18 protein-coding genes are annotated in these 25497 nt (G+C 58.7%); 6 read left to right on the top strand and 12 right to left on the bottom strand.

Going from position 1 to position 25497, the window contains the following annotated elements; translation table 11 throughout:
* Positions 1-49: 49 nt before the first annotated feature.
* Entirely contained in the window at positions 50-541 is a 492-nt protein-coding gene (locus ERE07_RS13495) for a disulfide bond formation protein B (protein WP_130009557.1), read from the top strand.
* Positions 542-599: 58 nt separating this feature from the next.
* On the opposite strand, the gene purF is transcribed toward ERE07_RS13495, so the two are convergent.
* From purF to aceE, 7 genes are all read right to left on the bottom strand, one after another.
* Positions 600-2099: an amidophosphoribosyltransferase gene (purF, locus tag ERE07_RS13500; protein WP_130009558.1), complete on the bottom strand. Its 1500-nt coding sequence runs from the start codon at positions 2097-2099 to the stop codon at positions 600-602.
* A gap of 21 nt (positions 2100-2120) precedes the next feature.
* Positions 2121-2609: a CvpA family protein gene (locus tag ERE07_RS13505; RefSeq protein WP_130009559.1), complete on the bottom strand. Its 489-nt coding sequence runs from the start codon at positions 2607-2609 to the stop codon at positions 2121-2123.
* Positions 2606-3451 (bottom strand): SPOR domain-containing protein, encoded by an 846-nt coding sequence (locus ERE07_RS13510; RefSeq protein ID WP_130009560.1) that lies wholly within the window; start codon positions 3449-3451, stop codon positions 2606-2608. Before ERE07_RS13510 ends, ERE07_RS13505 begins: the two co-directional genes overlap by 4 nt.
* Before the next feature lie 64 nt (positions 3452-3515).
* Positions 3516-4934 (bottom strand): bifunctional tetrahydrofolate synthase/dihydrofolate synthase, encoded by a 1419-nt coding sequence (gene folC / locus ERE07_RS13515; RefSeq protein ID WP_130009561.1) that lies wholly within the window; start codon positions 4932-4934, stop codon positions 3516-3518.
* A 181-nt stretch (positions 4935-5115) separates the two neighbouring features.
* On the bottom strand, positions 5116-6957 hold the full coding sequence (gene lpdA / locus ERE07_RS13520) for a dihydrolipoyl dehydrogenase (RefSeq protein WP_130009562.1): 1842 nt from the start codon (positions 6955-6957) through the stop codon (positions 5116-5118).
* Between the two features lie 9 nt (positions 6958-6966).
* Positions 6967-8697 carry a dihydrolipoyllysine-residue acetyltransferase gene (aceF, locus tag ERE07_RS13525; protein WP_130009563.1) on the bottom strand — a complete coding sequence of 577 codons (1731 nt, stop codon included), beginning with the start codon at positions 8695-8697 and terminating at the stop codon, positions 6967-6969.
* Positions 8698-8709: 12 nt separating this feature from the next.
* On the bottom strand, positions 8710-11421 hold the full coding sequence (gene aceE, locus ERE07_RS13530; RefSeq protein WP_130009564.1) for a pyruvate dehydrogenase (acetyl-transferring), homodimeric type: 2712 nt from the start codon (positions 11419-11421) through the stop codon (positions 8710-8712).
* Positions 11422-11713: 292 nt separating this feature from the next.
* Between aceE and ERE07_RS13535 the strand changes: the two genes are divergently transcribed.
* The 5 genes from ERE07_RS13535 to ERE07_RS13555 all read left to right on the top strand — a co-directional run bounded on the left by ERE07_RS13535 (position 11714) and on the right by ERE07_RS13555 (position 17781).
* Positions 11714-13471: a PAS domain-containing sensor histidine kinase gene (locus ERE07_RS13535; RefSeq protein WP_130009565.1), complete on the top strand. Its 1758-nt coding sequence runs from the start codon at positions 11714-11716 to the stop codon at positions 13469-13471.
* On the top strand, positions 13468-14094 hold the full coding sequence (locus tag ERE07_RS13540; protein ID WP_130009566.1) for a response regulator transcription factor: 627 nt from the start codon (positions 13468-13470) through the stop codon (positions 14092-14094). The genes ERE07_RS13535 and ERE07_RS13540 overlap by 4 nt, the downstream gene beginning before the upstream one ends.
* Complete coding sequence (gene folD, locus ERE07_RS13545) at positions 14091-14957, top strand: bifunctional methylenetetrahydrofolate dehydrogenase/methenyltetrahydrofolate cyclohydrolase FolD (protein WP_130009567.1); 867 nt, start codon at positions 14091-14093, stop codon at positions 14955-14957. Before ERE07_RS13540 ends, folD begins: the two co-directional genes overlap by 4 nt.
* 97 nt (positions 14958-15054) lie before the next feature.
* A complete protein-coding gene (locus tag ERE07_RS13550; RefSeq protein WP_130009568.1) occupies positions 15055-17127 on the top strand; it encodes a M3 family metallopeptidase in 2073 nt (690 codons plus the stop codon).
* 57 nt (positions 17128-17184) lie between these two features.
* The gene (locus tag ERE07_RS13555; protein WP_130009569.1) at positions 17185-17781 is read left to right on the top strand and encodes an SCO family protein; all 597 of its coding nucleotides are present in this window, start codon (positions 17185-17187) and stop codon (positions 17779-17781) included.
* Between the two features lie 12 nt (positions 17782-17793).
* Here ERE07_RS13555 and ERE07_RS13560 read toward each other — a convergent pair whose 3' ends face one another.
* The 5 genes from ERE07_RS13560 to ERE07_RS13580 form a co-directional block, all read right to left on the bottom strand.
* On the bottom strand, positions 17794-19233 hold the full coding sequence (locus tag ERE07_RS13560; RefSeq protein WP_130009570.1) for a dihydrolipoyl dehydrogenase: 1440 nt from the start codon (positions 19231-19233) through the stop codon (positions 17794-17796).
* A 28-nt stretch (positions 19234-19261) separates the two neighbouring features.
* Positions 19262-19837 carry a nitroreductase family protein gene (locus tag ERE07_RS13565; protein WP_130009571.1) on the bottom strand — a complete coding sequence of 192 codons (576 nt, stop codon included), beginning with the start codon at positions 19835-19837 and terminating at the stop codon, positions 19262-19264.
* Positions 19838-19840: 3 nt separating this feature from the next.
* Positions 19841-20617 (bottom strand): pyridoxine 5'-phosphate synthase, encoded by a 777-nt coding sequence (locus tag ERE07_RS13570; RefSeq protein ID WP_130009669.1) that lies wholly within the window; start codon positions 20615-20617, stop codon positions 19841-19843.
* Between the two features lie 126 nt (positions 20618-20743).
* A complete protein-coding gene (locus ERE07_RS13575) occupies positions 20744-22279 on the bottom strand; it encodes an efflux transporter outer membrane subunit (protein WP_130009572.1) in 1536 nt (511 codons plus the stop codon).
* On the bottom strand, positions 22276-25476 hold the full coding sequence (locus ERE07_RS13580) for an efflux RND transporter permease subunit (protein WP_130009573.1): 3201 nt from the start codon (positions 25474-25476) through the stop codon (positions 22276-22278). Before ERE07_RS13580 ends, ERE07_RS13575 begins: the two co-directional genes overlap by 4 nt.
* Between the last annotated feature and the right edge of the window lie 21 nt (positions 25477-25497).

Below are 25497 nucleotides of genomic sequence, written 5' to 3' on the forward strand. Positions count from 1 at the left end.
GCGCGGCTGCTATCATTGTCTAACTTTTTGCCATGGATTTTCGCGTTCGATGATTGCCCACCCCAGAGTACTTCTTCACCTCACCGCATTACTTTGTATTGCCGCAGTTGCCGTGGCGCTGATTTCACAGTTTGCCTTCGACATGCAGCCCTGCGCATGGTGTGTCTTGCAGCGGCTCATCTTTCTGGCCATCGCCGCCGTCTGCTGGTTGGGCCTGCTGGTCGGGCGGTTTAAGGCGGGGCTGCACAGAATGGCCGGGGCACTGGTCGCCCTGCTCGGCGGCGCAGGTGTTGTCGCTGCGTGGTACCAGTACTCCGTCGCGTCCAATATGTTTTCGTGCGACTTGACGTTTGCCGATCGCTTTATCGCCGGCTCGGGCCTGGATGCTGCCCTGCCCTGGCTGTTCGGCATCTATGCAACCTGCATGGACGCGCGCGTATCGATACTGGGTATTGAATATGCGCTTTGGGGCATGGGACTGTTCATCATCACTGCCTTGTTGGGGCTGGCGATCATGTTGCGGGACTCTGACCAAAAATAAAACACCCTGCATGCAGGGCATAGCTTTTGACGACCCTCTCAGGGAAGCTGAAACACGTCTATTCGTCTTTCTCGGTGGTGGCCATCTCGCCCGCCGTCGCCCGCTCACCGCGGCTGCGCTCCAGACGGTCCAGATAGTTGTCATCGATGTCGCCCGTGACGTACTGGCCGTTGAAGCAGGACGACTCAAAACTGAGCATGGCGGGATTCAGGTCGCGAATCGATTGCTCCAGGTCGGCGAGATCTTGATACACCAGGCCATCGGCACCGATTTCACGCGCTATTTCATCTGTCGAACGGCCCACCGCGATCAGTTCGCGCCGTGTGGGCATATCGATGCCGTACACGTTGGGAAAGCGGACGGGCGGCGCGGCAGACGCGAAAAATACCTTGCGGGCGCCCGCCGCCTTTGCCATATCGACGATTTCACGGCTGGTAGTGCCGCGCACGATCGAGTCATCCACCAGCAGCACGTTCTTGCCGCGAAATTCCATATCAATGGCGCTGAGTTTCTGACGCACGGATTTTTTTCGAACGGCCTGACCCGGCATGATGAAGGTGCGGCCAATATAGCGATTCTTGATAAACCCTTCGCGATAGTCCAGACCCAGTCGCGACGCCAATTGCATGGCTGAAGGGCGTGATGAGTCAGGAATAGGCATCACCACGTCTATTTCGCCCAAACGCAACGTTTTGGCGACATTGTCGGCAAGATACTCGCCCATATTGAGGCGGGCGTTGTAAATGGACACATTGTCCATTACGGAGTCAGGCCTTGCGAAGTACACATACTCGAAAACGCAGGGCGTGAGGGCTGGCTGCTCGGCGCACTGGCGGCTGGAAAGATGGCCATCGAGATCAATAAAAACAGCTTCGCCAGGTTCGATATCCCGCACAAGGGTGTAGCCACAGCCGGTGAGCGCGACGGACTCGGAGGCAACCATCCATTCGGTGCCAGCGTCGGTTTCGACGCTGCCAAGGCACAGCGGCCGTATCCCATGAGGATCCCGAAACGCCACCAGACCGTAACTGGCAATTTGGGCGATCACTGCATACGCGCCTCGTGCACGCCTGTGCACAGAGGATACAGCGGTAAAAATGGCATCTTCGTCCAATGTTCCACCGCTGGAGGCCTGCTGCAGCTCGTGGGCAAACACATTGAGCAGGACTTCGGAGTCGGAATTGGTATTGATATGACGGCGATCCACCTTGAACAGGGCTTCGCGCAGCTCACGCCAATTGGTGAGGTTGCCGTTATGAACAAAAGTGATGCCAAATGGCGCATTCACATAAAAAGGCTGGGCCTCGTCGACGCTGTCGCTGGAGCCCGCCGTTGGGTAACGAACCTGGCCCAGACCGCTGTTGCCCGGCAGAGACCGCATATTGCGGGTACGAAAAACATCGCGCACGAGCCCGTGCGCCTTGTACATATTGAAGAACTGCTCATGCGAGGTGGAAATGCCCGCCGCATCCTGACCGCGATGCTGCAGCAGCAGCAGGCTGTCGTAAATCAACTGGTTCACGGGGCCGTTACCTGCAACCCCTACGACTCCACACATTTTTGGATTCCTGTAATGCGATCAATAAGGTAGCCACGACGCGAGCGAAGGCGGCAGCATCTGCTTAATTTGCTGTATACCACGCACCGCCGTGCCAGAGAGCCTGGCTTCTTGCCACCACGGCTCCTTGGGTAGTTCGGTATAACCGGCCAGCCCGACCAGAACAAGTACAAAAATCATGCCGCGAAGCAGGCCGAAGACGGCGCCCAGTCCATGGTCGGCAGGCGTGAGGCCGGTTTTTTCGATCAGGGTGCCAAGCATGACATTGAGCAACCCGACCAGTAACAATACGACAAAGAACACTGCGGCATAGGCAACACCCGCACGAAGCAATGGATTTTCCAGCCAGTGGCTCAGCCAGTCGGACGCAAGCGGCCCCCACCAGATGGCAGCCATGAATGCTACAACGTAAGCGATGAGTGAAAGGACTTCCTTGATGAGGCCACGCAGCAGCCCGAGTAATGCGGACACTGCAAGTATGGCCAGGACAAGGTAGTCGAAGCTTGTCACTTAGCAGAAATGAAACCGTTGTCGTAACCCAGCGCCCTGAGGCGCGCCTGGGCTGCCTGGGCCGCATCGCGGGACGGGAATGGGCCTACCCGCAAGCGATACGTGGGTTTGCCGCCGGACACCGCGTTTTCCACATAGGCATTGGTGACGCCTGAACTGACCAGACGATCCCGGCGCGACTGGGCGTCGGATTCGGACGTATAGGCGGCAATCTGCAGCACAAAATTGCCTTTTTGCGCTGCGGGCTTGCTGGCTGGCGGCGTTTTGCCTTCAAGCAGCGCAAGCGCCACTGACCCATCGTCGGTGCGCTTGATCTGATCTGCGCTCTTGGAAGGTTTGGGCTCAGGCTTGGGCTCAGCTTTCGGTTTAGGTTCTGGCTTGGGCTCAGGCTTGGGTTCAGGTTTGGGTTCAGGTGTGGACGCTGTTGGGTCTGCTGCGCTGGCATCGGGTTCAGCAGGGGCCTCCGCCTGCGCGGCGGTGCTGTCATCCGGCAAAGCGGGATTCGCGCCTTCGGGCTGCTGGACCGTGCCGGTATAGGCATCGGCCCCATGCGTGCCGTCCGTTCCGCCAGAGGACGCATCGGCCAGGGTGCCAGAGTCGATGGCTGGCGGCTGTATTGCAGGGACGACCACTGGCGTTGGTGTTTCGACTGCGGGGTCCGGAGACTCGAACAGCATGGGAACGATGATGACAGCGAGCAACACCAGCGCCAGAGCCCCGATGAGGCGACGACGGGCGCGGTTGCGCAGTTCGCTGGCTTGCGCCTCGCTGGACATGGAGGACCGGGAAGCCGGGCGACGCTCCGACTTGGAGGCAGACTCGTTGCGAGAGAACAGACCCATGAGACTAGAAACCTATGCTGTGTACAGGATGGCCAGCCGGCGCTGCGCGACCATGCCTGAAGAACTAAGCAGTTGTGCGCCCCAGTTCGTTAAGCACGGGGCCGACAGTCGAAAAAGAACCGAACACAAGAATTCTATCATTCAAAGCGGCCTGTTTCCGTGCCTCGTTAAAGGCCTGTACCGGATTATCAAAACTTGACACGATTGCGGCCTCTGTGTCGACAGGGCGTTGCGCCACCGCCCGGACAGCGGGTTGATGATCACGACGGCCCGATGGATCGATGTCGGGGTCCTGGCTATCGGTATTGCCTGCCTGGCCGGCGCTCAACGCCTTGCGAGCCGCCAGCACCTTGCGAACATGCCCGGCCATTGCCTCGCCATCGACACCGCGTTCGCCACCCAGCGTCACGCAATACCAGTTATCCACCCGGCTGGCCAGCTTTTCGATGACACCGTCTATGTCTTTGTCAGCCAGCATGCCCACAATGGCATAGGTCTTGGCAAAATGCCCCATATTGTCCAGATTCTGGCCCAGAGCGGCGGCGGCGTGGGGATTGTGCGCAACATCCAGCACGACGGTGGGCGTGCCCGGCAATATCTGCAGTCGGCCAGGCAGTGATACCTGGGAGAGCCCCAACCGCACTGCCTGCTGCGGAACAACCAGCACAGACCGCAAAGCTTCCAGCGCCGCCAGTGCTGCACAGGCATTGAGCAATTGATTGGCCCCTCGCAACGCAGGATAGGCCAATGCGGCGCGGCGTTGCGATCGGCCGCCATAAGCCCACTGCTGCCTATCCCCGGAGTAGTTGAAATCCTTGCCGAACAGCCAGAGGTCGGCATTGATTTGCCTGGCATAATCAAGCAGCGAGGCTGGCGGAACGGGGTCCGCACAGATGGCCGGCCGGCCGGCACGGAAGATATGCGCTTTTTCCCAACCTATTTTTTCTCGGGTATTACCCAGATACTGCGCATGGTCAATGTCCACACTGGTGATAATGGCGCAATCGGCATCCACGAGGTTGACCGCGTCAAGCCGCCCGCCCAAGCCCACTTCCATAACGGCGACATCTACGCCTTGTTTGCTGAAAAGCATCAGCGCAGCCAAGGTGGTGTATTCAAAGTAGCTGAGCGATGTATCACCGCGTGCGTGCTCAATGATGTCGAGCTGCTCAATGATGGCGCTGTCGCCAGCCGACTCGCCATTGAGGCGTATTCGTTCGTTGAAGTCGATCAGATGGGGAGAGGTGTACAGCCCGACCTTGTACCCTGCCGCCAGCAATATGGCCTCGAGCATGGCGCAGGTGGATCCCTTGCCGTTGGTTCCCCCCACGGTAATCTTGACGAACGGCAAGCTAAGATCCAGCTTCCGGGCGACCTCCCGGATGCGATCCAGGCCAAGATCTATGGCGACCCGATGCAGCGACTCAAGATAATCCAGCCAGGTATGCAGGGGGTCGGCGGTGGTGGGTACAGAAGAAGACATGGTATGCACAGACAAAAAAGAAACGGCAGGCGCTGATATTAGCACCTGCCGCCAGCAAACGTAGGCAAGACCACGCATGGTTCGCGGATCATGCACCGTTGCCGAATAGGCTGACGCCGTCGGGATCAGGAAGGGCCGAACCCGACAGCGCCTGAACCGACGGGCTCAGCCAACCCTGAGGCTATTTCTTCCTGACGGGCGGAATATCGGTACAACTACCTTCGGCCACCTCGGCCGCCATACCAACGGATTCGCCCAGGGTTGGGTGCGGGTGAATGGTTTTGCCGATATCCACTGCATCCGCGCCCATCTCGACGGCCAGCGCAACTTCGCTGATCAGATCGCCGGCGTGCGTGCCGACGATACCGCCACCGAGGATGCGATGCGTCTCGGCATCGAACAACAGTTTGGTAAAACCTTCGTCGCGGCCGTTGGCAATGGCCCGCCCGGAAGCCGCCCAGGGGAACAGGCCTTTTGTGATGGCGATGCCCTCCTCGCGAGCCTGCTCTTCGGTCAGACCCACCCACGCGATCTCGGGGTCTGTATAGGCAACAGACGGAATCACCCGTGCGTCAAAGAAGCTTTTCTGGCCCGCAATGACTTCTGCCGCGACATGTCCCTCGTGGACGGCCTTATGTGCCAGCATGGGTTGCCCGACAATGTCGCCGATTGCGTAGATATGTGGAACATTGGTGCGCATCTGGCGATCGACGTCAATAAAACCACGATCGGTTACTGCGACGCCCGCCTTGTCCGCTCCGATATTCTTGCCATTGGGCGCCCGGCCAACTGCCTGCAGCACGAGGTCGTAGCGCTGCGGACCCTGCGGCGCCTTTTCGCCCTCGAATTCCACCCAAATGCCATCGTCCTTTGCGTGAGCGGCCACAGTCTTGGTTTTGAGCATCACATTGTCAAAGCGACGGGCGTTCATTTTTTCCCATACCTTGACCAGGTCCCGATCAGCACCCTGCATCAGCCCATCCAGCATTTCGACCACGTCCAGACGAGTGCCCAGCGCAGAATAGACGGTTCCCATTTCCAGACCAATGATGCCGCCACCAATGATCAGCATTTTCTTGGGAATGCTGGTGAGCTTGAGCGCACCCGTGGAGTCGACAATGCGCTCATCCTGAGGCAGGAATGGCAGCTTTACCGACTGACTGCCAGCGGCAATAATGGCCGAGCCAAACTTGATTGTTTGAGACGCGCCATCCGTACCCTTGACGGAAAGATGGTTCGGATCGGCAAACTCACCCACTCCGGTGATTACTTTGACTTTGCGCGCCTTGGCCATGCCGGCAAGGCCTCCCGTCAGCTTGCCCACCACGCTGTCTTTGTAGCCACGCAAGCCATCGAGATCAATGGATGGCGCACCGAAGGTAATTCCGTGCTTGGTCAGTGACTGGGCTTCCTCCAGAACCGCTGCAGTGTGCAGCAAGGCCTTGGAAGGGATGCAGCCAACATTCAGGCATACGCCGCCCAGCGTTGAATAGCGCTCGACGAGCACAACGGAAAGCCCGAGGTCGGCTGCCCGAAACGCGGCTGAGTATCCGCCTGGGCCTGCGCCCAGCACCAGCACATCACACTGCACATCGGCTGCGCCGGAATAACTCGAGGGTGCTGGCGCAGCCGCCTGCTGGCCACTCGGCGCCTTGGCTTCCCGCGCGCCGCCCGCGCCGCTTGCCTGGGAGGATGCATCAGTTGAGGCCCCCGCAGGCGCTTTGGGCTGTTGCGCTGGCGCGCTATCCTTGCCACCGGATGCTGACGCTTTTTCCTCGGCAGCTCCAGCAGCTTCAATGACTACCATGACGGCGCCTTCGGCTATTTTGTCGCCGACCTTGACCTGAACCTGCTTGACCACCCCGCCCTGCTCGGCCGGGATCTCCATGGAGGCCTTGTCGGACTCCACAGTGATCAGGCTTTGCTCTGGCGCTATGGTGTCGCCTTCCGCGACCAACACTTCGATGACCTCTACCTGATCGAAGTCTCCGATATCCGGAACTTTTAATTCAATGGTGCTCATGGACGGCTCCTATAGCGCGATGCGTCGGAAGTCGGCCAGCAGGCCGCTGAGGTAGGCGTTGAAACGTGCCGCGGCGGCGCCATCGATGACGCGGTGATCATACGACAGTGACAAAGGCAGCATGAGGCGCGGTTCGAATGCAGTGCCGTTCCAGACCGGTGCATGAGCAGAGCGGGACACACCAAGTATGGCTACTTCTGGCGCATTGATGATAGGCGTGAAGGATGTGCCGCCAATGCCACCCAGCGACGAAATCGAGAAACACCCTCCTTGCATCTGCGAAGGAGAAAGCTTGCCGTCCCGAGCCAGTGCCGCAAGCTCGGAGGTTTCTTTGGCCAGCTCCATGACACCCTTTTTGTCGGCATCGCGGATAACCGGCACAACAAGCCCATTGGGTGTATCGGCGGCAAAGCCAATATGGTAATAGTGCTTGTAGACAAGATTATCGCCATCGAGCGATGCATTGAACTCGGGGAATTTCTTGAGCGCCGCCACGACCGCCTTGATGATGAAGGCGAGCATGGTGACTTTGGCGCCAGACTTTTGGTTCTCTTTATTCAGTGCCTGCCTGAGCGCTTCAAGCTCGGTGATGTCCGCCTGATCATTATTGGTGACATGTGGAATCATGACCCAATTACGATGCAGATTGGCGCCCGATATCTTCTTGATGCGCGAGAGTGGGCGCGCTTCGATTTCGCCGAATTTGGCAAAGTCGACCTTGGGCCAGCCAAGCACATTCAGACCGCCACCCGCCACGCCTGCCGGCGCCGCGGGCGCAGCGCCAGTGGCCAGCGAACGCTTCACATACTGGCGCACGTCGTCCTGCGTGATGCGATTCTTGGCTCCTGAACCCGTCACGAGTTTGAGGTCTACGCCCAACTCACGTGCAAATTTACGCACGGAAGGCGAAGCGTGCGGAAGATTGCGCAATGGCACGTCCGCCTCGGCAAAAGCCTCGGTGGGCGAGTGCCGCTCTGGCGGAACCGATGCCAGACCGCCCGCAGAGGCCGCTTGCGGCGCACTATTGTCTTGCCGGGCAGGTTGTTCGGCCGCTTCCTGCGGCTGGGCTTCTGACGCGGCAGCTGGCGCCGCGGCCTCAGGTTTGGCGTCGCCCTGGGCAGAACCCCCAGACGTCTTGATTTCGAGAATATCCGAGCCTTCGCTGACTTTGTCGCCCAGCTTGACCTTAATGGCCGTGACGACACCGGCCTGCGATGAAGGTACTTCCATGGAGGCCTTGTCGGACTCCACGGTGATCAGGCTTTGCTCGGCATTGACGGAATCACCAACTTTAACCAGGATTTCGATGACTTCGACATCCGTGGCATCACCGATATCCGGCACGGAAATGGTTACGGTTTCACCGCCCGCCTCTGCCGGTTTGGCCGCGGGCGATTCGGCGCCTGCCGCAGCGGGCGGCGCGGCGTCCGCCGGCGCCTGCTTTTCGGTTTCGGGAGCAGCAGCGGCGGTCTCGGCATCCTTGTCTGAAGCCTTGGCGTCGCCCTGCTCTACTTCGATAATCACCGTGCCTTCGCTGATCTTGTCGCCGACTTTGACCTTGACGGATTTGACGATGCCGGCCTGGGAAGACGGAATCTCCATCGATGCCTTGTCCGATTCGACAGTAATCAAGCTTTGTTCGGCCGATACGGCATCGCCTTCAGACACCAGCACTTCGATGACTTCGACCTCATCGAAATCACCAATGTCCGGGACCTTGATCTCGGTAATATTGCTCATGTCCTTCCCCCCTTATGCGTGATGCGGATTGGCTTTTTCTGGATTGATGCCATACTTCTTGATGGCTTCTGCCACCTTGGCCAGCGGTACCTTGCCCTCGTCGGCCAGGCTGCGCAGCGCGCCCAGCACCACGAAATGCCGGTCTACCTCGAAGTGTTCACGCAGTTTGTAGCGAAAATCCGAACGGCCAAAACCATCGGTGCCCAACACACGCAGACTACGACCTTGCGGGAGATAGGGACGGATCTGATCGCCAAACGATTTGACGTAGTCGGTGGACACAATAATGGGCCCGTCGGTGTCCTTGAGCTGTTGCGTAACGTAAGGAACTTGCTGCTTGCCTTCTTCGGGGTGCAGCAGGTTGTAACGCTCGCAATCCAGGCCGTCGCGACGCAGTTCGGTAAAGCTGGTGACGCTCCACACATCCGACGCAACACCCCAGTCGCTCTGGAGCAGTTCCTGCGCCGCGATGACTTCGCGCAGAATCGTGCCCGAACCCATGAGCTGGACGCGAGGCTGTTTGGCTTTTCCGGCGGATTTGAACTTGTACATGCCGCGCACGATGCCTTCCTCGTCGCCGGGCTTGAGACCAGGCTGCGGGTAGTTTTCGTTCATCACGGTAATGTAGTAGTAGACATTTTCCTGGTTTTCGACCATGCGGCGCAGGCCGTCCTGGATAATCACCGCCAGCTCGTGGCCAAAGGCCGGATCGTAGGAGACGCAGTTGGGGATCAGGCCCGACATGATATGGCTGTGGCCATCTTCGTGCTGCAGGCCTTCGCCGTTGAGCGTGGTGCGCCCCGCGGTACCTCCCAGCAGGAAGCCACGCGCCTGCATGTCGCCCGCGGCCCACGCCAGATCGCCAATCCGCTGGAACCCGAACATCGAGTAATAAATGAAGAACGGGATCATGATGCGATTATTGGTCGAGTACGACGTGGCAGCTGCGATCCAGGAACTGAACGCCCCTGCTTCGTTGATCCCTTCTTGCAGCAATTGGCCATTTTCGGTTTCTCGGTAGTACATCACCTGGTCTTTGTCGACCGGGATGTACTTTTGGCCTTCAGGCGCATAGATGCCGATCTGCCGGAACAGGCCCTCCATACCGAAAGTGCGTGACTCGTCGGCCAGGATAGGCACGACACGCGGGCTGAGCTCCTTGTCTCGAAGCACCTGATTGAGAATGCGAACAAACGCTTGGGTGGTGGAGATTTCGCGGCCTTCGGCGGTGGGTTCGAGCACTGCCTTGAAAGCTTCCAGCGCAGGCGCTTTGAGCTGCTCGTCGGCCTTTTCGCGACGACGCGGCAGATACCCGCCCAACGCTTTGCGACGCTCGTGCAGGTACTTCATTTCGGGAGAATCTTCCGAAGGCTTGAAGTATGGCAGCGCTTCGAGCTTGTCGTCTGGCACGGGAATGTTGAAGCGATCGCGGAATTCGCGCACCGCATCCATATCTAGTTTTTTCTGCTGGTGAGTGGGATTCTTGGCTTGACCCACATGGCCCATGCCGTAGCCCTTGATGGTTTTGGCCAAGATGACGGTAGGCTGCCCCGCATGATCGGAAGCTGCCTTGAAGGCCGCATAGACCTTGTAGGGATCATGACCGCCACGGTTCAGACGCCAGACGTCTTCGTCGCTCATGCGACTGACCATTTCGAGAAGCTTGGGGTGTTTGCCGAAGAAATGCTCTCGAACAAATTTGCCGTCGTGCGCTTTGTATGCCTGATACTCGCCATCGACGGATTCTTCCATGACGCGGCGCAGAATGCCTTCTTTGTCGCGAGCCAGAAGAGGATCCCAGTATCCGCCCCAGATCAGCTTGATGACATTCCAGCCGCTGCCCCGGAAATCGCCCTCGAGTTCCTGGATAATTTTGCCGTTGCCGCGTACCGGGCCGTCCAGGCGCTGCAGATTGCAGTTGATGACAAAAATCAGGTTGTCGAGTTTTTCGCGTGCGGCAAGGCTGATAGCGCCGAGGGACTCGGGCTCATCCATTTCGCCGTCGCCACAGAACACCCAGACCTTGCGCTGGCTGGTATCGGCCAGGCCGCGCGCGTGCAGGTATTTGAGAAAACGCGCCTGATAGATGGCCATCAGCGGGCCCAGCCCCATGGATACGGTGGGGAACTGCCAGAAATCCGGCATGAGCTTGGGATGAGGATACGAAGGCAAGCCCTTGCCGTCGACTTCCTGGCGGAAGTTGTCCAGCTGTTCTTCGGTCAGGCGGCCTTCAAGGTAGGCGCGACCATACATGCCGGGAGACGAATGCCCCTGAAAATAAACCAGGTCGCCGCCGTGATCAGGGGTTTCGGCATGCCAGAAATGATTCTGGCCGCAGCCGATCATGGTTGCCAGTGACGCGAACGACGCGATGTGGCCGCCCAGATCTCCGCCGTCGGCCGGGCTGTGACGATTGGCCTTGACCACCATGGCCATCGCGTTCCATCTTACATAGGAACGAATGCGTTCTTCGAGCACGATATTGCCCGGGTGGGGAGGTTCCAGCCCTGGCGGTATCGTGTTGACATAGGCAGTATTTGGCGAAAATGGAATATGCGCGCCCGAGCGGCGTGCCAGGTCGATAAGCCGTTCGAGAAGAAAGTGCGCCCTTTCGGGGCCTTCGCGATCCAGTACAGCCTCCAGGGCCTCAAGCCATTCCTGGGTTTCCAGGGTTTCATCGTCGGTGGTGCCGGCCGTGTTGGCGGCCCGATCTAAAGAGGACATTCACTGTCTCCTGTTGGAAAGGTGGATTCCGGTGCCCCAGCATCTTGAGTGCCTGGCGGCCAAGCCCGTACCCTGTGTCTGTGCCACGCCGCCCGTTTCGCGGACGCCTGGCAGGCTCACCCGCGGCTGCCTTCATACACAGAATGTACCCATTCTAGGAAAGACCTACCGGATGTTCAAGAAAAATTTCATTTTATGGTATGAGTTTTTATAATGTGAAAAATAAGCCTCGTTTTGCATCCTTGTTACGGTCTAAAATGCGCTATGCATCTCCAGCCCACTATGCACTCCCATGGCAGGTAACTCACGCAAATCCCTGATCCCAACCACGTTTTATGATCAGGCCCACAATACCCGGCGCGGCTTCTATTGGCTGACGCCGGTATTGGTGCTCGTGTTGTATTTGTGCGTAATGGGCGTGTTCATTTGGCTGCAGCAATTGCACCAGGACAGCGTCATGTTCGTAACCATAGATCAGGAAACCCGGCAGCAGCGTCTGATCATGGTGGTCGTGGCCCTTTCGTGCCTGATTGTCCTTAGCCTGCTGGCGCTGTGGCGCTATACACGCTTTCGGACACGGGCAGAAGCCGCGCTGATCGCCGAAACCGGTTTTCGCCGCGCCATGGAAAACTCCATGTCCACAGGTATGCGCGTATTCGACATGCATGGCCGGATTGCCTATGTGAATCCAGCCTTTTGCCGCATGATAGGCTGGAACGAAGCCGATCTCATCGGGCGTACAACGCCTTTTCCCTATTGGGTGCCGGGCAGGCACGCCCAACATCAGGAAACCCTGGACGTATTGCTTTCCGGCCGCACGCCCAGCAGCGGGCTGGAGGTCGAGGCGCAACGGCGCGATGGCTCACGATTCACCGCCCGCATGTATGTGTCTCCCCTGCGCGACCCCAATGGCGAGCAGATCGGCTGGATGACGTCCATGACCGACATCACCGAGCCCAAACGCATACGCGAGGCACTCACGGCGGCACACGAACGGTTCATGACGGTGCTCGAAGGCCTGGACGATGCCATATCCGTTGCGGCGGATACTTCCGACGGCCTGGAACTCTTGTTTGCCAACCGGACATACCGGCGATTCTTTGGCGCGCAGTCCAGCGGCCACGCCGAGCTGCTGGGCGGCCGCCTGGGCCGCTTTACCGACGAAACCGTAGAAATGTTCTCGGAATCAGCCCAGCGCTGGTTCGAAGTCCATCATCGCATCCTGGCCTGGACGGATGGCAGGCGTGTGCGCCTTCAGGTGGCACGCGACATTACCGAGCGGCGCACGCACGAAGAAGCGTCACGTGTGCAGCAGGAAAAGGTCCAGCTCACCAGTCGACTGACCACCATGGGCGAGATGGCGTCGTCGCTGGCTCATGAGTTGAATCAGCCACTCACCGCCATCAGCAACTACAGCATGGGCGCCGTCGCCATGATCAAGTCAGGCAACGCGGATCCCGAGCGCCTGCTGCCGGCGCTGGAAAAAGCGGCGGAACAGGCCGAGCGCGCCGGCAAGATCATTATTCGCATCCGCGAGTTCGTCAAGCGCAGCGAACCACGCCGGCAACGCGTCCATGTGATGCGCATCGTCGACAATGCGGTAGGGTTCGCCGATATCGACGCGCGCAAGCGGCAGGTCGAAATCCAATTGCACGTGCCCGAAACCATTCCCGACGTCATGGCCGACCCCATTCTGATCGAACAGGTATTATTGAACCTGCTCAAGAACGGCGTCGAAGCCATGGAAAAGAGCGACTATCGCACGCTGCATCTGGTTATCACCGACCAGGGGCCCATCATCGAAATTGCTGTCATCGACCGTGGTCACGGCCTGCGCGATCCGGAACGCCTGTTTGAGCCGTTTTACAGCACCAAATCCGAAGGCCTGGGCATGGGCCTGAATATCTGCCGTACTATTATCGAGTCACATCACGGACGCCTGTGGGCCAGCGCAAACCCCGAAGGCGGCACTATTTTTCGTTTTACCCTGCCCTGCGCCGCGCCAGAAGCGCCCCGCTCGACAGAAGACACTCAGGAGTTGCATGCATGACTACACTTCAAGCGCCCAACACCATATTCATCGTGGATGACGATGAAGCTGTACGCGATTCCCTGCGCTGGCTGCTCGAAGCCAATGGGTACAGGGTTCGCAGCTTCAGCGGCGCAGAAGAATTCCTCAATGCTTACGAGCCGGATCAAATCGGCGTCTTGATCGCAGACGTTCGCATGCCCGGCATGAGCGGCCTTGAGCTGCAAGAGGAACTCATCGCGCGCAAGGCGCCCTTGCCCATTGTTTTCATCACAGGGCATGGCGATGTGCCGATGGCCGTCTCCACCATGAAAAAAGGTGCGGTGGATTTTCTCGAAAAACCATTCAATGAAACCGATTTACGCAATATCGTGGCGCGCATGCTGGAAGAAGCCACCGAGCGGGTGAGCCAGGCCATGGCCCAGAAAAATCACGAAGCGGTGCTGGGACGCTTGACGGCGCGCGAACAGCAAGTGCTCGAGCGCATTGTCGCCGGCAGGCTCAACAAGCAGATCGCGGGCGACCTGAACATCAGCATCAAAACAGTTGAAGCGCACCGCGCCAACATCATGGAAAAGCTCGAAGTCACCACGGTTGCCGACCTCATGAAAATCGCCCTGACCAAAGCCGAGGGCACAGCATGACGGCTCGCATTATCGACGGCAAGGCGCTCGCCGACGCCGTCAGGCTCGACGTAGCGCGTCGCGTTCAGGAACTCAAGCAGCAAGGCATTGTGCCCGGGCTGGCCGTCGTGCTGGTCGGCGAAGATCCCGCCTCGCAAGTCTACGTGCGCAACAAGGCGGCCGCCTGCGAGAAAGCCGGCCTGTATTCGCGCGTCATCCGCCTCGATGCGGATATTACCGAGGCGGCCTTGCTGGACCAGGTTGATCAGCTCAATCAGGATGACCGCGTTCACGGCATTCTGGTTCAGCTTCCGCTGCCTCGCCACATGGACGCAGCCAAGGTCATCGAAGCCATAGACGCCCGCAAGGACGTGGATGGCTTTCACGTCAGCAACGCTGGCCTGCTCATGACAGGGCAGCCGCTGTTTCGCCCTTGCACGCCATACGGCATCATGAAAATGCTGGAATCCGAAGAAGTTTCGCTCTGGGGCGCGGAGGCGGTGATTGTCGGTGCCAGCAACATCGTTGGAAAACCCATGGCCATGCTCATGCTGGCCAAAGGCGCCACCGTTACCCTGTGCAACTCCAAGACGCGCGACCTGGGCGCCCAGACACGCCGTGCGGATGTACTGGTGGTGGCAACCGGAAAGCCCGGCATTGTCACCGGCGATATGATCAAGCCAGGCGCTGTGGTCATTGACGTCGGCATCAATCGCACCGAACAGGGCAAGCTGGTCGGCGATGTCGACTATCCCTCGGCACGCGAAGTCGCGGGCGCAATCACTCCGGTGCCCGGGGGCGTGGGCCCCATGACCATCGCCATGCTGCTGGTCAACACGCTCGAAGCAGCCGAGCGCAGCGTGGTTGCCACACCGGTAGCCTGATCCCGCCAAGCCAGCAGAAACGCTTGCGAAGCGCGCGCACGCCTCGCAAGCGCAGACACCCGGTTGCGCAACCCTACTACACCGTTCCAGGAAAACCATGTCGCAAAATCCACTCACTGCACCGGTCACGCAATTGATCGACTACGCAGCGGTCAAGCCTGCCCATATCGAGCCAGCCGTCACGATGCTCATTGCAGAAGCCAGGCAGGCGGTGGAACGGGCCGCCGACCCAACTTTGCCCACCCGTTGGGAAGCCATTGTCGAACCGCTTGAAGACGCATCTGGACGGCTATGGAGAGCATGGTCGGTGGCAGGCCATCTCAACGCTGTCGTCAATACACCGGAATTGCGCTCCGCCTATAACGCGTGCCTCCCGCTAGTGACCGAATTCTCCACGTGGGTTGGACTGCACGAAGGCTTATTCGCGCAATACAAGCGTCTCAAGGCCTCTCAGGATTACGCAGACTTGACGCCAGTGCGACAGCGCATCGTTGATCTTGCGCTGCGCGATTTTCGCCTCAGTGGTGTGGCGCTGCAAGGCAGTCAACGCAAGCGCTATGCGGAAATCTCAGATCAGGAAGCGCAGGCTTCTCAGAAATTTTCGGAGCATGTACTCGACACAGTCGACCAATGGGCTTTGATGATCACAGACGAGCAGCGACTCGAGGGCATTCCCGCCGATGTCCGCCAGGCAGCCCGTTCTGCGGCAGAAGCCGATGGCAAGCCAGGCTGGAAGCTCGTGCTCAAGATGCCCTGCTATCTGCCTGTCATGCAGCGGGCGCTCGATCGCTCACTGCGGCAGGAAATGTACAAGGCCTACGCAACAATTGCCTCCGAACAAGGCAGCCCTGAACTGGACAATTCTGCGCTGATCGAACAGTTGCTGGCCTTGCGCGCCGAAGAAGCGCATTTGCTTGGCTACGATAGCTTTGCGGCCTTGCGCCTGGAAACCCGCATGGCAGACAGCGCCCAGCAGGTGACGGATTTCCTTAGGGAGCTGGCGGCAAAAGCCAAGCCCTACGCACAGCGGGATCTTGCCGAATTACGGGCATTCGCCCGCGACACGCTTCACATGCCTGAGCTTGAACCCTGGGACATCGCGTTTGTCTCGGAGCGGCTGCGCGAAGCGCGTTATGCGTATTCGGAAGAAGAAATCAAGCAATACTTTACCGAGCCCCAGGTACTGGACGGCCTTTTTCATGTCATGAATCGCCTGTTCAATATCACGCTGCGTCGCAGCGATGCCCCTACCTGGCACAAGGACGCTCAGGCGCTGGAAGTGCTCAGCGCGAAAGGCGACGTGCTCGGCGTGCTCTACATTGATCTTTATGCACGGCAAGGCAAGCAAGGCGGTGCCTGGGTCGACAGCGAACGCAGCCGTCGCCGCAGTGCTGCTGGCCTGCAAACGCCTGTTGCCTACCTGACCTGCAATTTTTCCGCGCCACAGGACGGTAAGCCAGCCCTGCTGACCCACGATGACGTCATTACGCTTTTCCACGAAAGCGGGCACGCGATGCACACTCTGCTGTCGCAGATAGATGATCCGGGTGCGGCAGCGTTTGCGAGTGTCGAGTGGGATGCCATTGAACTGCCTTCGCAATTCATGGAGAACTTCTGCTACGAATGGCCGGTACTGCGCAGCCTTTCCTCACATGTGGAAAGCGGCGCGCATCTGCCCAGAGCGCTGTTTGACAAGCTGGTGGCCGCACGCAATTTTCAAAGCGGCATGCAGATGCTCAGGCAAGTGGAGTTCGCGCTGTTTGACATGGTCATCCACCATCAGCCCAAGGGCATGAGCATTGAGCAAGTGCTCGCGACGCTTGACGACGTGCGCAAGGAAGTCGCTGTCCTGTTCCCCCCGTCGTGGCATCGCTTTCCTCATGCCTTCTCGCATCTATTTGCGGGCGGCTATGGGGCTGGCTACTATAGCTACAAGTGGGCCGAAGTGCTTTCTGCCGATGCCTACGCCGCATTTGAAGAAGCCGTTCAGTGCATGCCTGACAGCGAGCGGGATACCCTGCATCCCGGAACAGGGCAGCGTTTTCTCCAGGAAATCCTCGCGATTGGTGGTGCCCGGCCCGCTGCGGATTCCTTCAAGGCATTCCGTGGACGCGCCCCTTCTTTGGAACCCCTGCTCCGGCACAGTGGGTTGGCGGAATCGAGCCTATAATGGCTACAGTTCCATTATTGTTATCCGAGGGTTCCCGCCTCGCTGGTTTCCACTGTCATGCCTAAGCTGTTTCGTTTCCTGTCTGGCCTTGCCGCTGCGCTCGTGCTCTGCACTTCGGCGGCCGCTCAGACAGACGCCACTCTACACAAGATTCGTGGATTCCTCCCGGATCTGCAGTTCACGCTGGAAGGCGCCGGCGGCAAAACCTATACTCAGGAAGACTTCAAAGGCAAAACCGTCCTGCTGTTTTTTGGCTATGCCAGTTGCCCGGACGTCTGTCCGACTACGATGGCCCAACTCACGCAGGTGGTGCGCGAGCTGGGCGACGCGGCAGAAAAAGTGCGCATTCTGTTTATCAGCGTCGATCCGCATCGCGATACGCCAGAGGTCTTGCAAGCCTATGTCGATGCCTTCGAAGGCAATGCCATCGGTTTGACTGGCACCGAAAAACAGATCGCCGATGTCGCTCGCCGCTATCGCGTTGCTTATCAGATCGAAAAGCCCAAGCCCAACGCGCCTGAAGTCTACGACGTTGCGCACAGCCGAGGCGTGTATTTTTTCGATGAAAAAGGCCGGGCACGCTTTCTGGCGCCCGACACCGAATCGGTAGAAGTGCTCAAGTCAGGTGTCGAGCAGCTGCTGAAACAGGGGTGATATCGGCCCGGATCAGGCGCTGTTGACCGCCTGTTCGCATTCGCGCACATACTGCAGGTCGGCCTCGACCTGGCGCTTGGCCGCCATGCGCAGCGCGGTGCGCAACCCTTCTTCGATAACAGGATGATAGAACGGCATCTGCAGCATCTGGCCAACCGTCAGTTCCTGCTGCAATGCCCAAGCCAGCAAATGGGCAATGTGCTCCATGGCCGGCCCTGCCATTTCCGCACCAAGAAAACGCCCATCGCTGCGATCGGCATAAACCCTGAGCATGCCGCGATTCTTGAGCATGACGCGCGAACGGCCCTGATTGGAAAAATCCACCTCGCCAAACACCGTGCAGGGGCTCGCCAACTCCTTGAAACGCGTGCCCACCTGGGCCAGTTGAGGGTCGGTGAACACAACGGCCATCGGCGCCCTGCGGACGATTATCTCTACCTCGGGATATGACGCTGCATTGCTTCCTGCGATGTGCCCATCATCCGCCGCTTCATGCAGTACCGGCAAGATGCCACTGACATCGCCTGCAATGAAAATCGGCAGGCTGCCAATTTGCAAGGTGCCCGCATCGAAATCCGGCATGCCTTTATCATTGACCTGTGCCGACGTATTGTGAAGATCGAGACCAGCCAGGTTCGGACGGCGCCCCGCGGCAACCAAAACATAATCGAACTGTTCGGTTTTCTCTTCGCCGCCTTCTGATCGGTAACGCACCGCAACCCGGTCGCCGTCGCGCTGGGCCTGAATGACCTCGGTTTCCAGACAGATGTCCAGTTCATGGCGAAATGCGGCAAGGGCACTTGCCTTGACCTTCGGATCTGTCAGGCCACCCACGCCGGCGCTACGGCTAATGAAACGCACGCGCACGCCAAGGCGCGCGAGCGCCTGGCCTATCTCAAGGCCAATCACACCGGTGCCGACAACAAGCACGCTTTGAGGAAGGTCTTTCCATTCGAAAACATCGTCATTGACGATGGCGCGGTCTCCGAGGGCCGCGTACATATCCGGCATGACAGGGGACGAGCCTGTCGCGATAACAACCCGCCCTGCCTCGACTTCGGTATGATCACCGACGATCAGCCCCGTATCCGAAATGAAGCGGGCGCGGCCAACCAGTTTGTCGTCGTCGGGAATCTGCTCGACACTCTCGAGTACAAAACCAACAAAACGATCACGTTCGCGGCGAACACGGTCCATGACCGCCACGCCATCGATACGCACGCTGCCATCAATGTGCACGCCGAAGGCATGCGCAGCTGCAACGCCATGGGCCGCTTCTGCCGCTGCAATCAACAACTTGGAAGGCATGCATCCGACGCGGGCGCACGTTGTGCCATAAGGGCCGCCTTCAATCAGTAGCGCATCCAGCCCGGCAGACTTGACCGCGCGGTACGCGGAAAGCCCTGCCGTACCCGCACCGATAATCGCCACATCTGTCTTTACTCGTTCCATGCCGCACAACCTCCGTTGTCCTGCCCGTTTACGCGCCGGTCCACTCGCTGACAAACTGGTGGTAATCAGGCCGTTCAGGTGCCTGACCCGATTCTATCGGCGTGCCAATGGCGATGTAACCCATGAATCGATAATCCAGGCTGTCAAAGCCCAGCGCATCAGTCACTTGATCAACATATGTTCCCAGGCCGGTGCTCCAATACGCAGCGTAACCCAACATGTGGACCGCGTTAAGAATATTGGTGACCGCCGCACCTGTGGCCAGCATGCGTTCTTCTTCGGGGATTTTGGTATTGGCGTGATCCAGCTTGCACGCCACAGCAAGCATCAAAGGCACTTTGCTCAGCCAGCGACGCGTGATTTCCGCCTTGTGAGGGGGGATAGGCGAACCAGCCTCCTCCATCAGAGTAAAAACGGTATCTGCCAGGCGGCCAACCGCAGCGCCACGGATCAACTTAAAACGCCAAGGCTGAAGACGGCCATGGTCAGGTGCCGACATGGCGCTTTGGAGAATGCGCGCGAGTTCCTCGCTGGAGGGCGCAGGTTCCTGCACGAACTTGACGGAACGACGCGAAAGTAAAAAATCAATGGGTGCAACAGACATCTATCATCCTTTAGTAAGTAGCGCCTTCATATCGCGTATCGCCTTTTCCCAGCCGTCGAACACGGCGCGCGCCACAATGGCGTGGCCGATGTTCAACTCTGCTATCCCTTGCAAAGCCACAATGGCATCCACGTTGTCGTAATGCAGGCCATGGCCCGCATTGACACGCAAACCGTGGCCGACGCCTTGCGCAATGGCGGTGCGAAGCCGGGCCAGCTCAAAATCAACCGCTGCGCGACCAGCTTCTGCGGTGTCGGCCGAGGCCTGCCCTACCTGAGTTTCGGCTTGCGCCGCCTCGTACGCCTCGGCATAGGCCCCAGTGTGCAGCTCAATGACTGTGGCGCCCGCTCGCACAGCGGCGTCTATCTGCACCGCCTCGGGATCAACAAACAACGATACGCGTATTCCAGCATCATGCAACTGCGACACTGCCTGCCTGACCTGTTCAAATTTACCCTGAACATCCAGGCCGCCTTCTGTCGTCAATTCTTCACGCTTTTCGGGCACCAGGCAGACATCTTGCGGGCGCACGCGACAGGCAATATCCAGCATTTCTGGCGTAATGGCGCATTCAAGATTCATCCGGGTGCGCAACACCGGCCTGATCGCCTCAACATCCGCATCCTGAATATGGCGACGGTCTTCACGCAAATGCAAAGTGATGAGGTCCGCCCCGGCGTCTTCCGCGCGCAACGCCGCCTGCAGCGGATCAGGATAAAACGTGTGCCGTTGCTGACGCAGGGTAGCAACGTGATCAATATTTACACCCAGCTCTAACATGCGACCCTCTTTCATACTGGTTCTGCGGGATGTGCCTGTCTCAGGCACATCTCTATTATCGCCTTTTACGATAAAGGTGTGGCGGCGCCAGGGAACCAACCGGCCCCCAGCACGCCATTGACAAGCCTACTGTGCCGACAAGGGAACCGGGTGTGCGCCATCGACCTCACCTGTGACACGCGTCGCGTCACCCTCGGGACCGGCCTGCGTTGTGCTTTCCAGCCAGCCGCCGCCCAAGGCTTTATAGAGTTCGACACGGTTCAGCAAGGAGTTCATGCCTGTCTGCAGGAACAGTTGCTGCGCGCTGTAGAGATTAACTTCAGCGCTCTGCACCTGCAGAAAGCTGTCTATGCCCGTTTCGTACCGCAAGCGTGCCAGCTTCAGGCTTTCGGTTGCCGATGCTTCAAGCGCACGCAGGGCATCGAGTTGGTTAGCATAGGTTGCCTCGCCGGCCAGGGCGTCTGCGACTTCTCGAAAGGCGATCTGTATGGTTTTTTCATACTGCGATACGGCAATATTGTTGCGAGCTTCCGCTAATGCCAGGTTACCCCTTAGGCTGCCGCCCGAAAAAATCGGCACCTGTATCTGAGGCGCGTACTGCCAGAAGCGCTGCCCCGAACTGAAAAGCCCACCCAGCTCAGTGCTGGCAAAACCCAACAGCCCTGTAATGGAAATATTGGGGAAGAAAGCTGCGCGTGCTGCACCAATATTGGCGTTGGCGCCGCGCAAGGCATTCTCGGCACCCATGATATCTGGCCGGCGCTCAAGCAAATCGGAAGGCAAGCCTACCGGAATGGCAGCCAGAACCTGATCACGGCCAAAAGTGTCCGCCGGAGGAAGATTGGCCGGAGGCTCGGCGCCCAGCAGTAAATGGAGCGCGTTTCTGGCTTGCGACTGCTCGCGTTCTATGCCAGACATGTCCGAGCGAACGGTCTCCAACTGGCCACGGGCCTGATTGAGATCCAGTGCAGACGATATCCCGGCATCATATCGGGTCTTGACCAAGTCAAAAGTATCCTGGCGCGAGCGCAGTGTGCTGTGCATCAGTTTGCTCAGCTCTTGCGCGGTACGCAAGCGGAAATAGGCCTCGGCCACCTGCGCCACCAGATTGATATGCACCGTACGGCGCGCCTGAGCCGTGGACAGGTATTGCTGGAAAGCTGCCTCGCTCAGATTGCGTATGCGGCCGAAGAAATCCAGCTCGAATGCGGTCAGGCCGATGCCTGCTTGATAGGAATGGGACACGCTGGGAGAGTCAGGACCTGCCATGCGCAGGTTCTCAGGATTGCGAGTGACCTGTGCATTTGCGCCCGCGCCGATGCTTGGCCAGCGGTCGGCATCCACAATCCCGTATTGCGCTCTGGCTTCCTCTACGCGCTGGACGGCAATGCGAAGGTCGCGATTATTGGCCAGCGCGACATTAATGAGTGCCTTCAGATGCTCATCGCGAAAGAACTCGCCCCAGCCCAGATCAGCACTATAGTCGACCCGCGATCCAGACTGCGCGCCGCCGTGCGCCGTATCGCCGGCGGCCGGCGCGTCTGGGTAGTGCCCCGGTACAGGCGGTTGCGGCCTTTCGTACTTGGGCGCAAACGAGCACCCGGACAGCGTCAATGCCAGCAACGCTGTCAGTGCCGTATAACGGTAAATTCGCCGACTCATGCTTTATCCTCGTTGTGTCCGCCATGGCCTTCTTGATGTTCGAGGGTGTGCGCGGTTGCACCGGAGCTGGCCGGCACGCCATGATCGCCAAACACCTTGGGCTTGGTCTTGAAAAGCCCCAGTACCACGACAAAGAAAGCAGGCACAAAAATCACTGCCAGCGGCGTAGCGGCAAGCATGCCGCCCAACACGCCCAGGCCAACGGCATTCTGGCTGGCCGCGCCTGCGCCAGTGGCAAGCGCCAGCGGTACAACACCCAGGATGAAGGCGAAGGAGGTCATCAGAATGGGGCGGAACCGCAGTTTGGCTGCCTGAACGGTTGCATCTATCAAACTGCCCCCCTGCGCGTATATATCCTTGGCAAACTCAACAATCAGGATGGCGTTCTTCGCCGCCAGGCCGATCACCGTCACCATGCCCACCTGGAAATACACATCATTGGACATACCCATCAGCGTAATCATTGCCACAGCGCCCAACATGCCCAGCGGCACCGCCAGCATGACCGAAAGCGGAATCGCCCAGCTCTCGTAGAGTGCGGACAGCACCATGAACACCACAAGCACCGACAAGGCCATCAGGATCAGTGACTGATTGCCTGCCTGGATTTCCTGATAGGAAAGCCCGGTCCACTCATACCCAATCCCTGTGGGCAGTTGCGCCACCAACCGCTCCATCTCGGCCATGGCCTGGCCGGTGGAATAGCCATCCTGTGCCGAGCCGCCGATACGGACGGTTTCGTAGCTGTTATAGCGCACCACCTGCACCGGCCCCTGTCCCCACTCGACAGAGACAAACGACGACAGCGGCACCATTTTGCCGTCGGTATTGCGGGCGTTGAGTTTGAGAATATCCTCCGGATCCATGCGATGCTTCTGCTCGGCCTGCACCCATACGTTCTGGACCCAACCCTGGTTCGTGAAGTTGCCCACGTAGGACGAACCCAGGGCCGTCGAAATCAGCTGCGCGGCTTCGGAAAAATCCACACCCAGCGCAGCGGCCTTGCTGCGGTCAATATTCAGTTTGAGCTGTTTGCCGCCGGCAAGCCCCGTGACACGGGTATCCTTGAGAATCTCGCTCTTGCCTGCCAACTGCAGCAATTGCTGGGAGGCGGCCAACAGGGCATCATGGCCCACCCCACCCCGGTCCTCCAACCTGAGGTCAAAGCCGGTGGCATTGCCCAGCGAAGAAATCGCGGGCGGCACAACCGTAAATACCATGGCATCCGGAATGCCGAACAACAGGTTTTGAATTGCCTTGCCAGACATGGCTTGCGCTGAATTCTCGGCCCCCTTGCGTTCGGAGAAATCCTTGAGTGGCACGAATGCGATGGCGGCATTCAAGCCATTGCCGTTAAAACTGAAACCCTGGACAGCCACAATATTGGCAACCTGGGGCTGATCCATAAAGAACTTCTCGACCTTTTCGATGACTTCAAGCGCGCGGTTGGCCGTCGAGCCAGCAGGCAGCTCGATATTGGCAATCACGTAGCCCTGATCTTCTTCGGGAAGGAAAGACGTAGGCAGGCGAACATACATCCAGCCCAATGCAAGCACCAGCACCAGATAGATCAGCATCATGCGGCCGCCACGCTTGAGGCTGCCTGCGACCATGCGTTCGTACTTGTTGGTCGTACGCTCGAAGCCGCGATTGAACCAGCCAAAAAGGCCCTTCTTGCTTTCGTGATGGCCTTTGGGGATGGGCTTGAGCAAGGTAACGCACAGCGCAGGCGTAAACGAAAGCGCCAGAAAGCCCGAGAACATGATGGATACCGCCATGGCCACCGAAAACTGGCGATAAATCACGCCCACCGAACCCGACATGAAGGCAAGCGGCAGAAACACCGTGGTCAGCACCAGCGTAATCCCGACAATCGCACCACTGATTTGCGGCATGGCCTTGCGCGTGGCGTCTTTGGGAGACAATCCCTCTTCCACCATGATCCGCTCGACGTTCTCGACCACCACAATGGCGTCGTCCACCAGAATACCAATGGCCAGCACCATGGCGAACATGGTAAGCACGTTGATCGAAAAGCCCAGCGCCAGCATGACAGCGAACGCCCCCATCATGGCTACAGGCACCACCAGCGCCGGTATCAATGTGTAGCGTACGTTCTGCAGAAACACGAACATGACGATGAACACCAGCACCATGGCTTCGAGCAGGGTATGGACAACCTGCTCGATGGAGATCGACACATAGGGCGAGGTGTCATAGGGAATGGAGTAGGTAATGTTGTCCGGGAAAAACTCGGACAATTTTTCCATTTCGGCCTTGATACCCTCTGCCGTGGACAGCGCGTTGGCGCCAGGCGACAGGGCAATGGCAAACGCCGCAGTAGGCTTGCCGTTCAGGCGCGCGCCGAACTGATACGAATCAGAACCTACCTCTATGCGCGCGACGTCCTTCAGGCGCACTGTCGCGCCATCCACATTTGATCGCAACACGATATTGCCGAACTCTTCAACGGTGGCCAACTGCCCGTTCACGACAATGGGCGCGGAGGTTCGCTGAGTGTCAGGATTGGGCGGCGCACCCAATATACCGCCGGAGACCAGCACGTTCTGGCGCGAAACCGCTGCATTGACATCGGAGGCGCTCAGGTTGAAGCCCGTGAGTTTATCGGGATCTACCCAGATGCGCATCGCCCGTGGCGCGGCAAACAGCTGGAAATTACCGACACCCTCCACCCGGGAAATCGTGTTCTGCACGTTGCGGGTTATATAGTCTGCCAACGCGGTTTGGTCCAGCGAGCCATCAGTGGAGGACAAGGCCACCACCATGAGAAAGCCTGTATTGCTCTGGTTGACGCGCAGGCCCTGTTGCGTGACTGCCGACGGCAGCTTGGAAGTGACGTTAGACAGACGATTCTGCACATCGACCTGCGCCATGTCAGGGTCGGTGCCGGGCTTGAAGGTAACCGAGATCTCGGCGCTGCCATATGAATCACTGACTGACTCGTAGTAAAGCAGGTCTTTGGCGCCATTGAGCTCGTTTTCAATCACGCTGGCGACTGTCGTGGATACCTCTTCAGCCGATGCACCCGGATAAGTGGCTTGAATCGATATCGTGGGTGGCGCGACCTCGGGATATTGCGACACCGGCATGTTGGGGATAGCCAGCAAGCCGGCCAGCGTGATGCCCAGGGCAACGACCCACGCAAAAATCGGACGATCTATAAAAAACTGTGGCATGTGTGCTCACTTTTTCAAGCA

Origin of the sequence: Allopusillimonas ginsengisoli (genome assembly GCF_004153455.1) — a bacterium.
GTDB lineage: Bacteria > Pseudomonadota > Gammaproteobacteria > Burkholderiales > Burkholderiaceae_B > Allopusillimonas > Allopusillimonas ginsengisoli.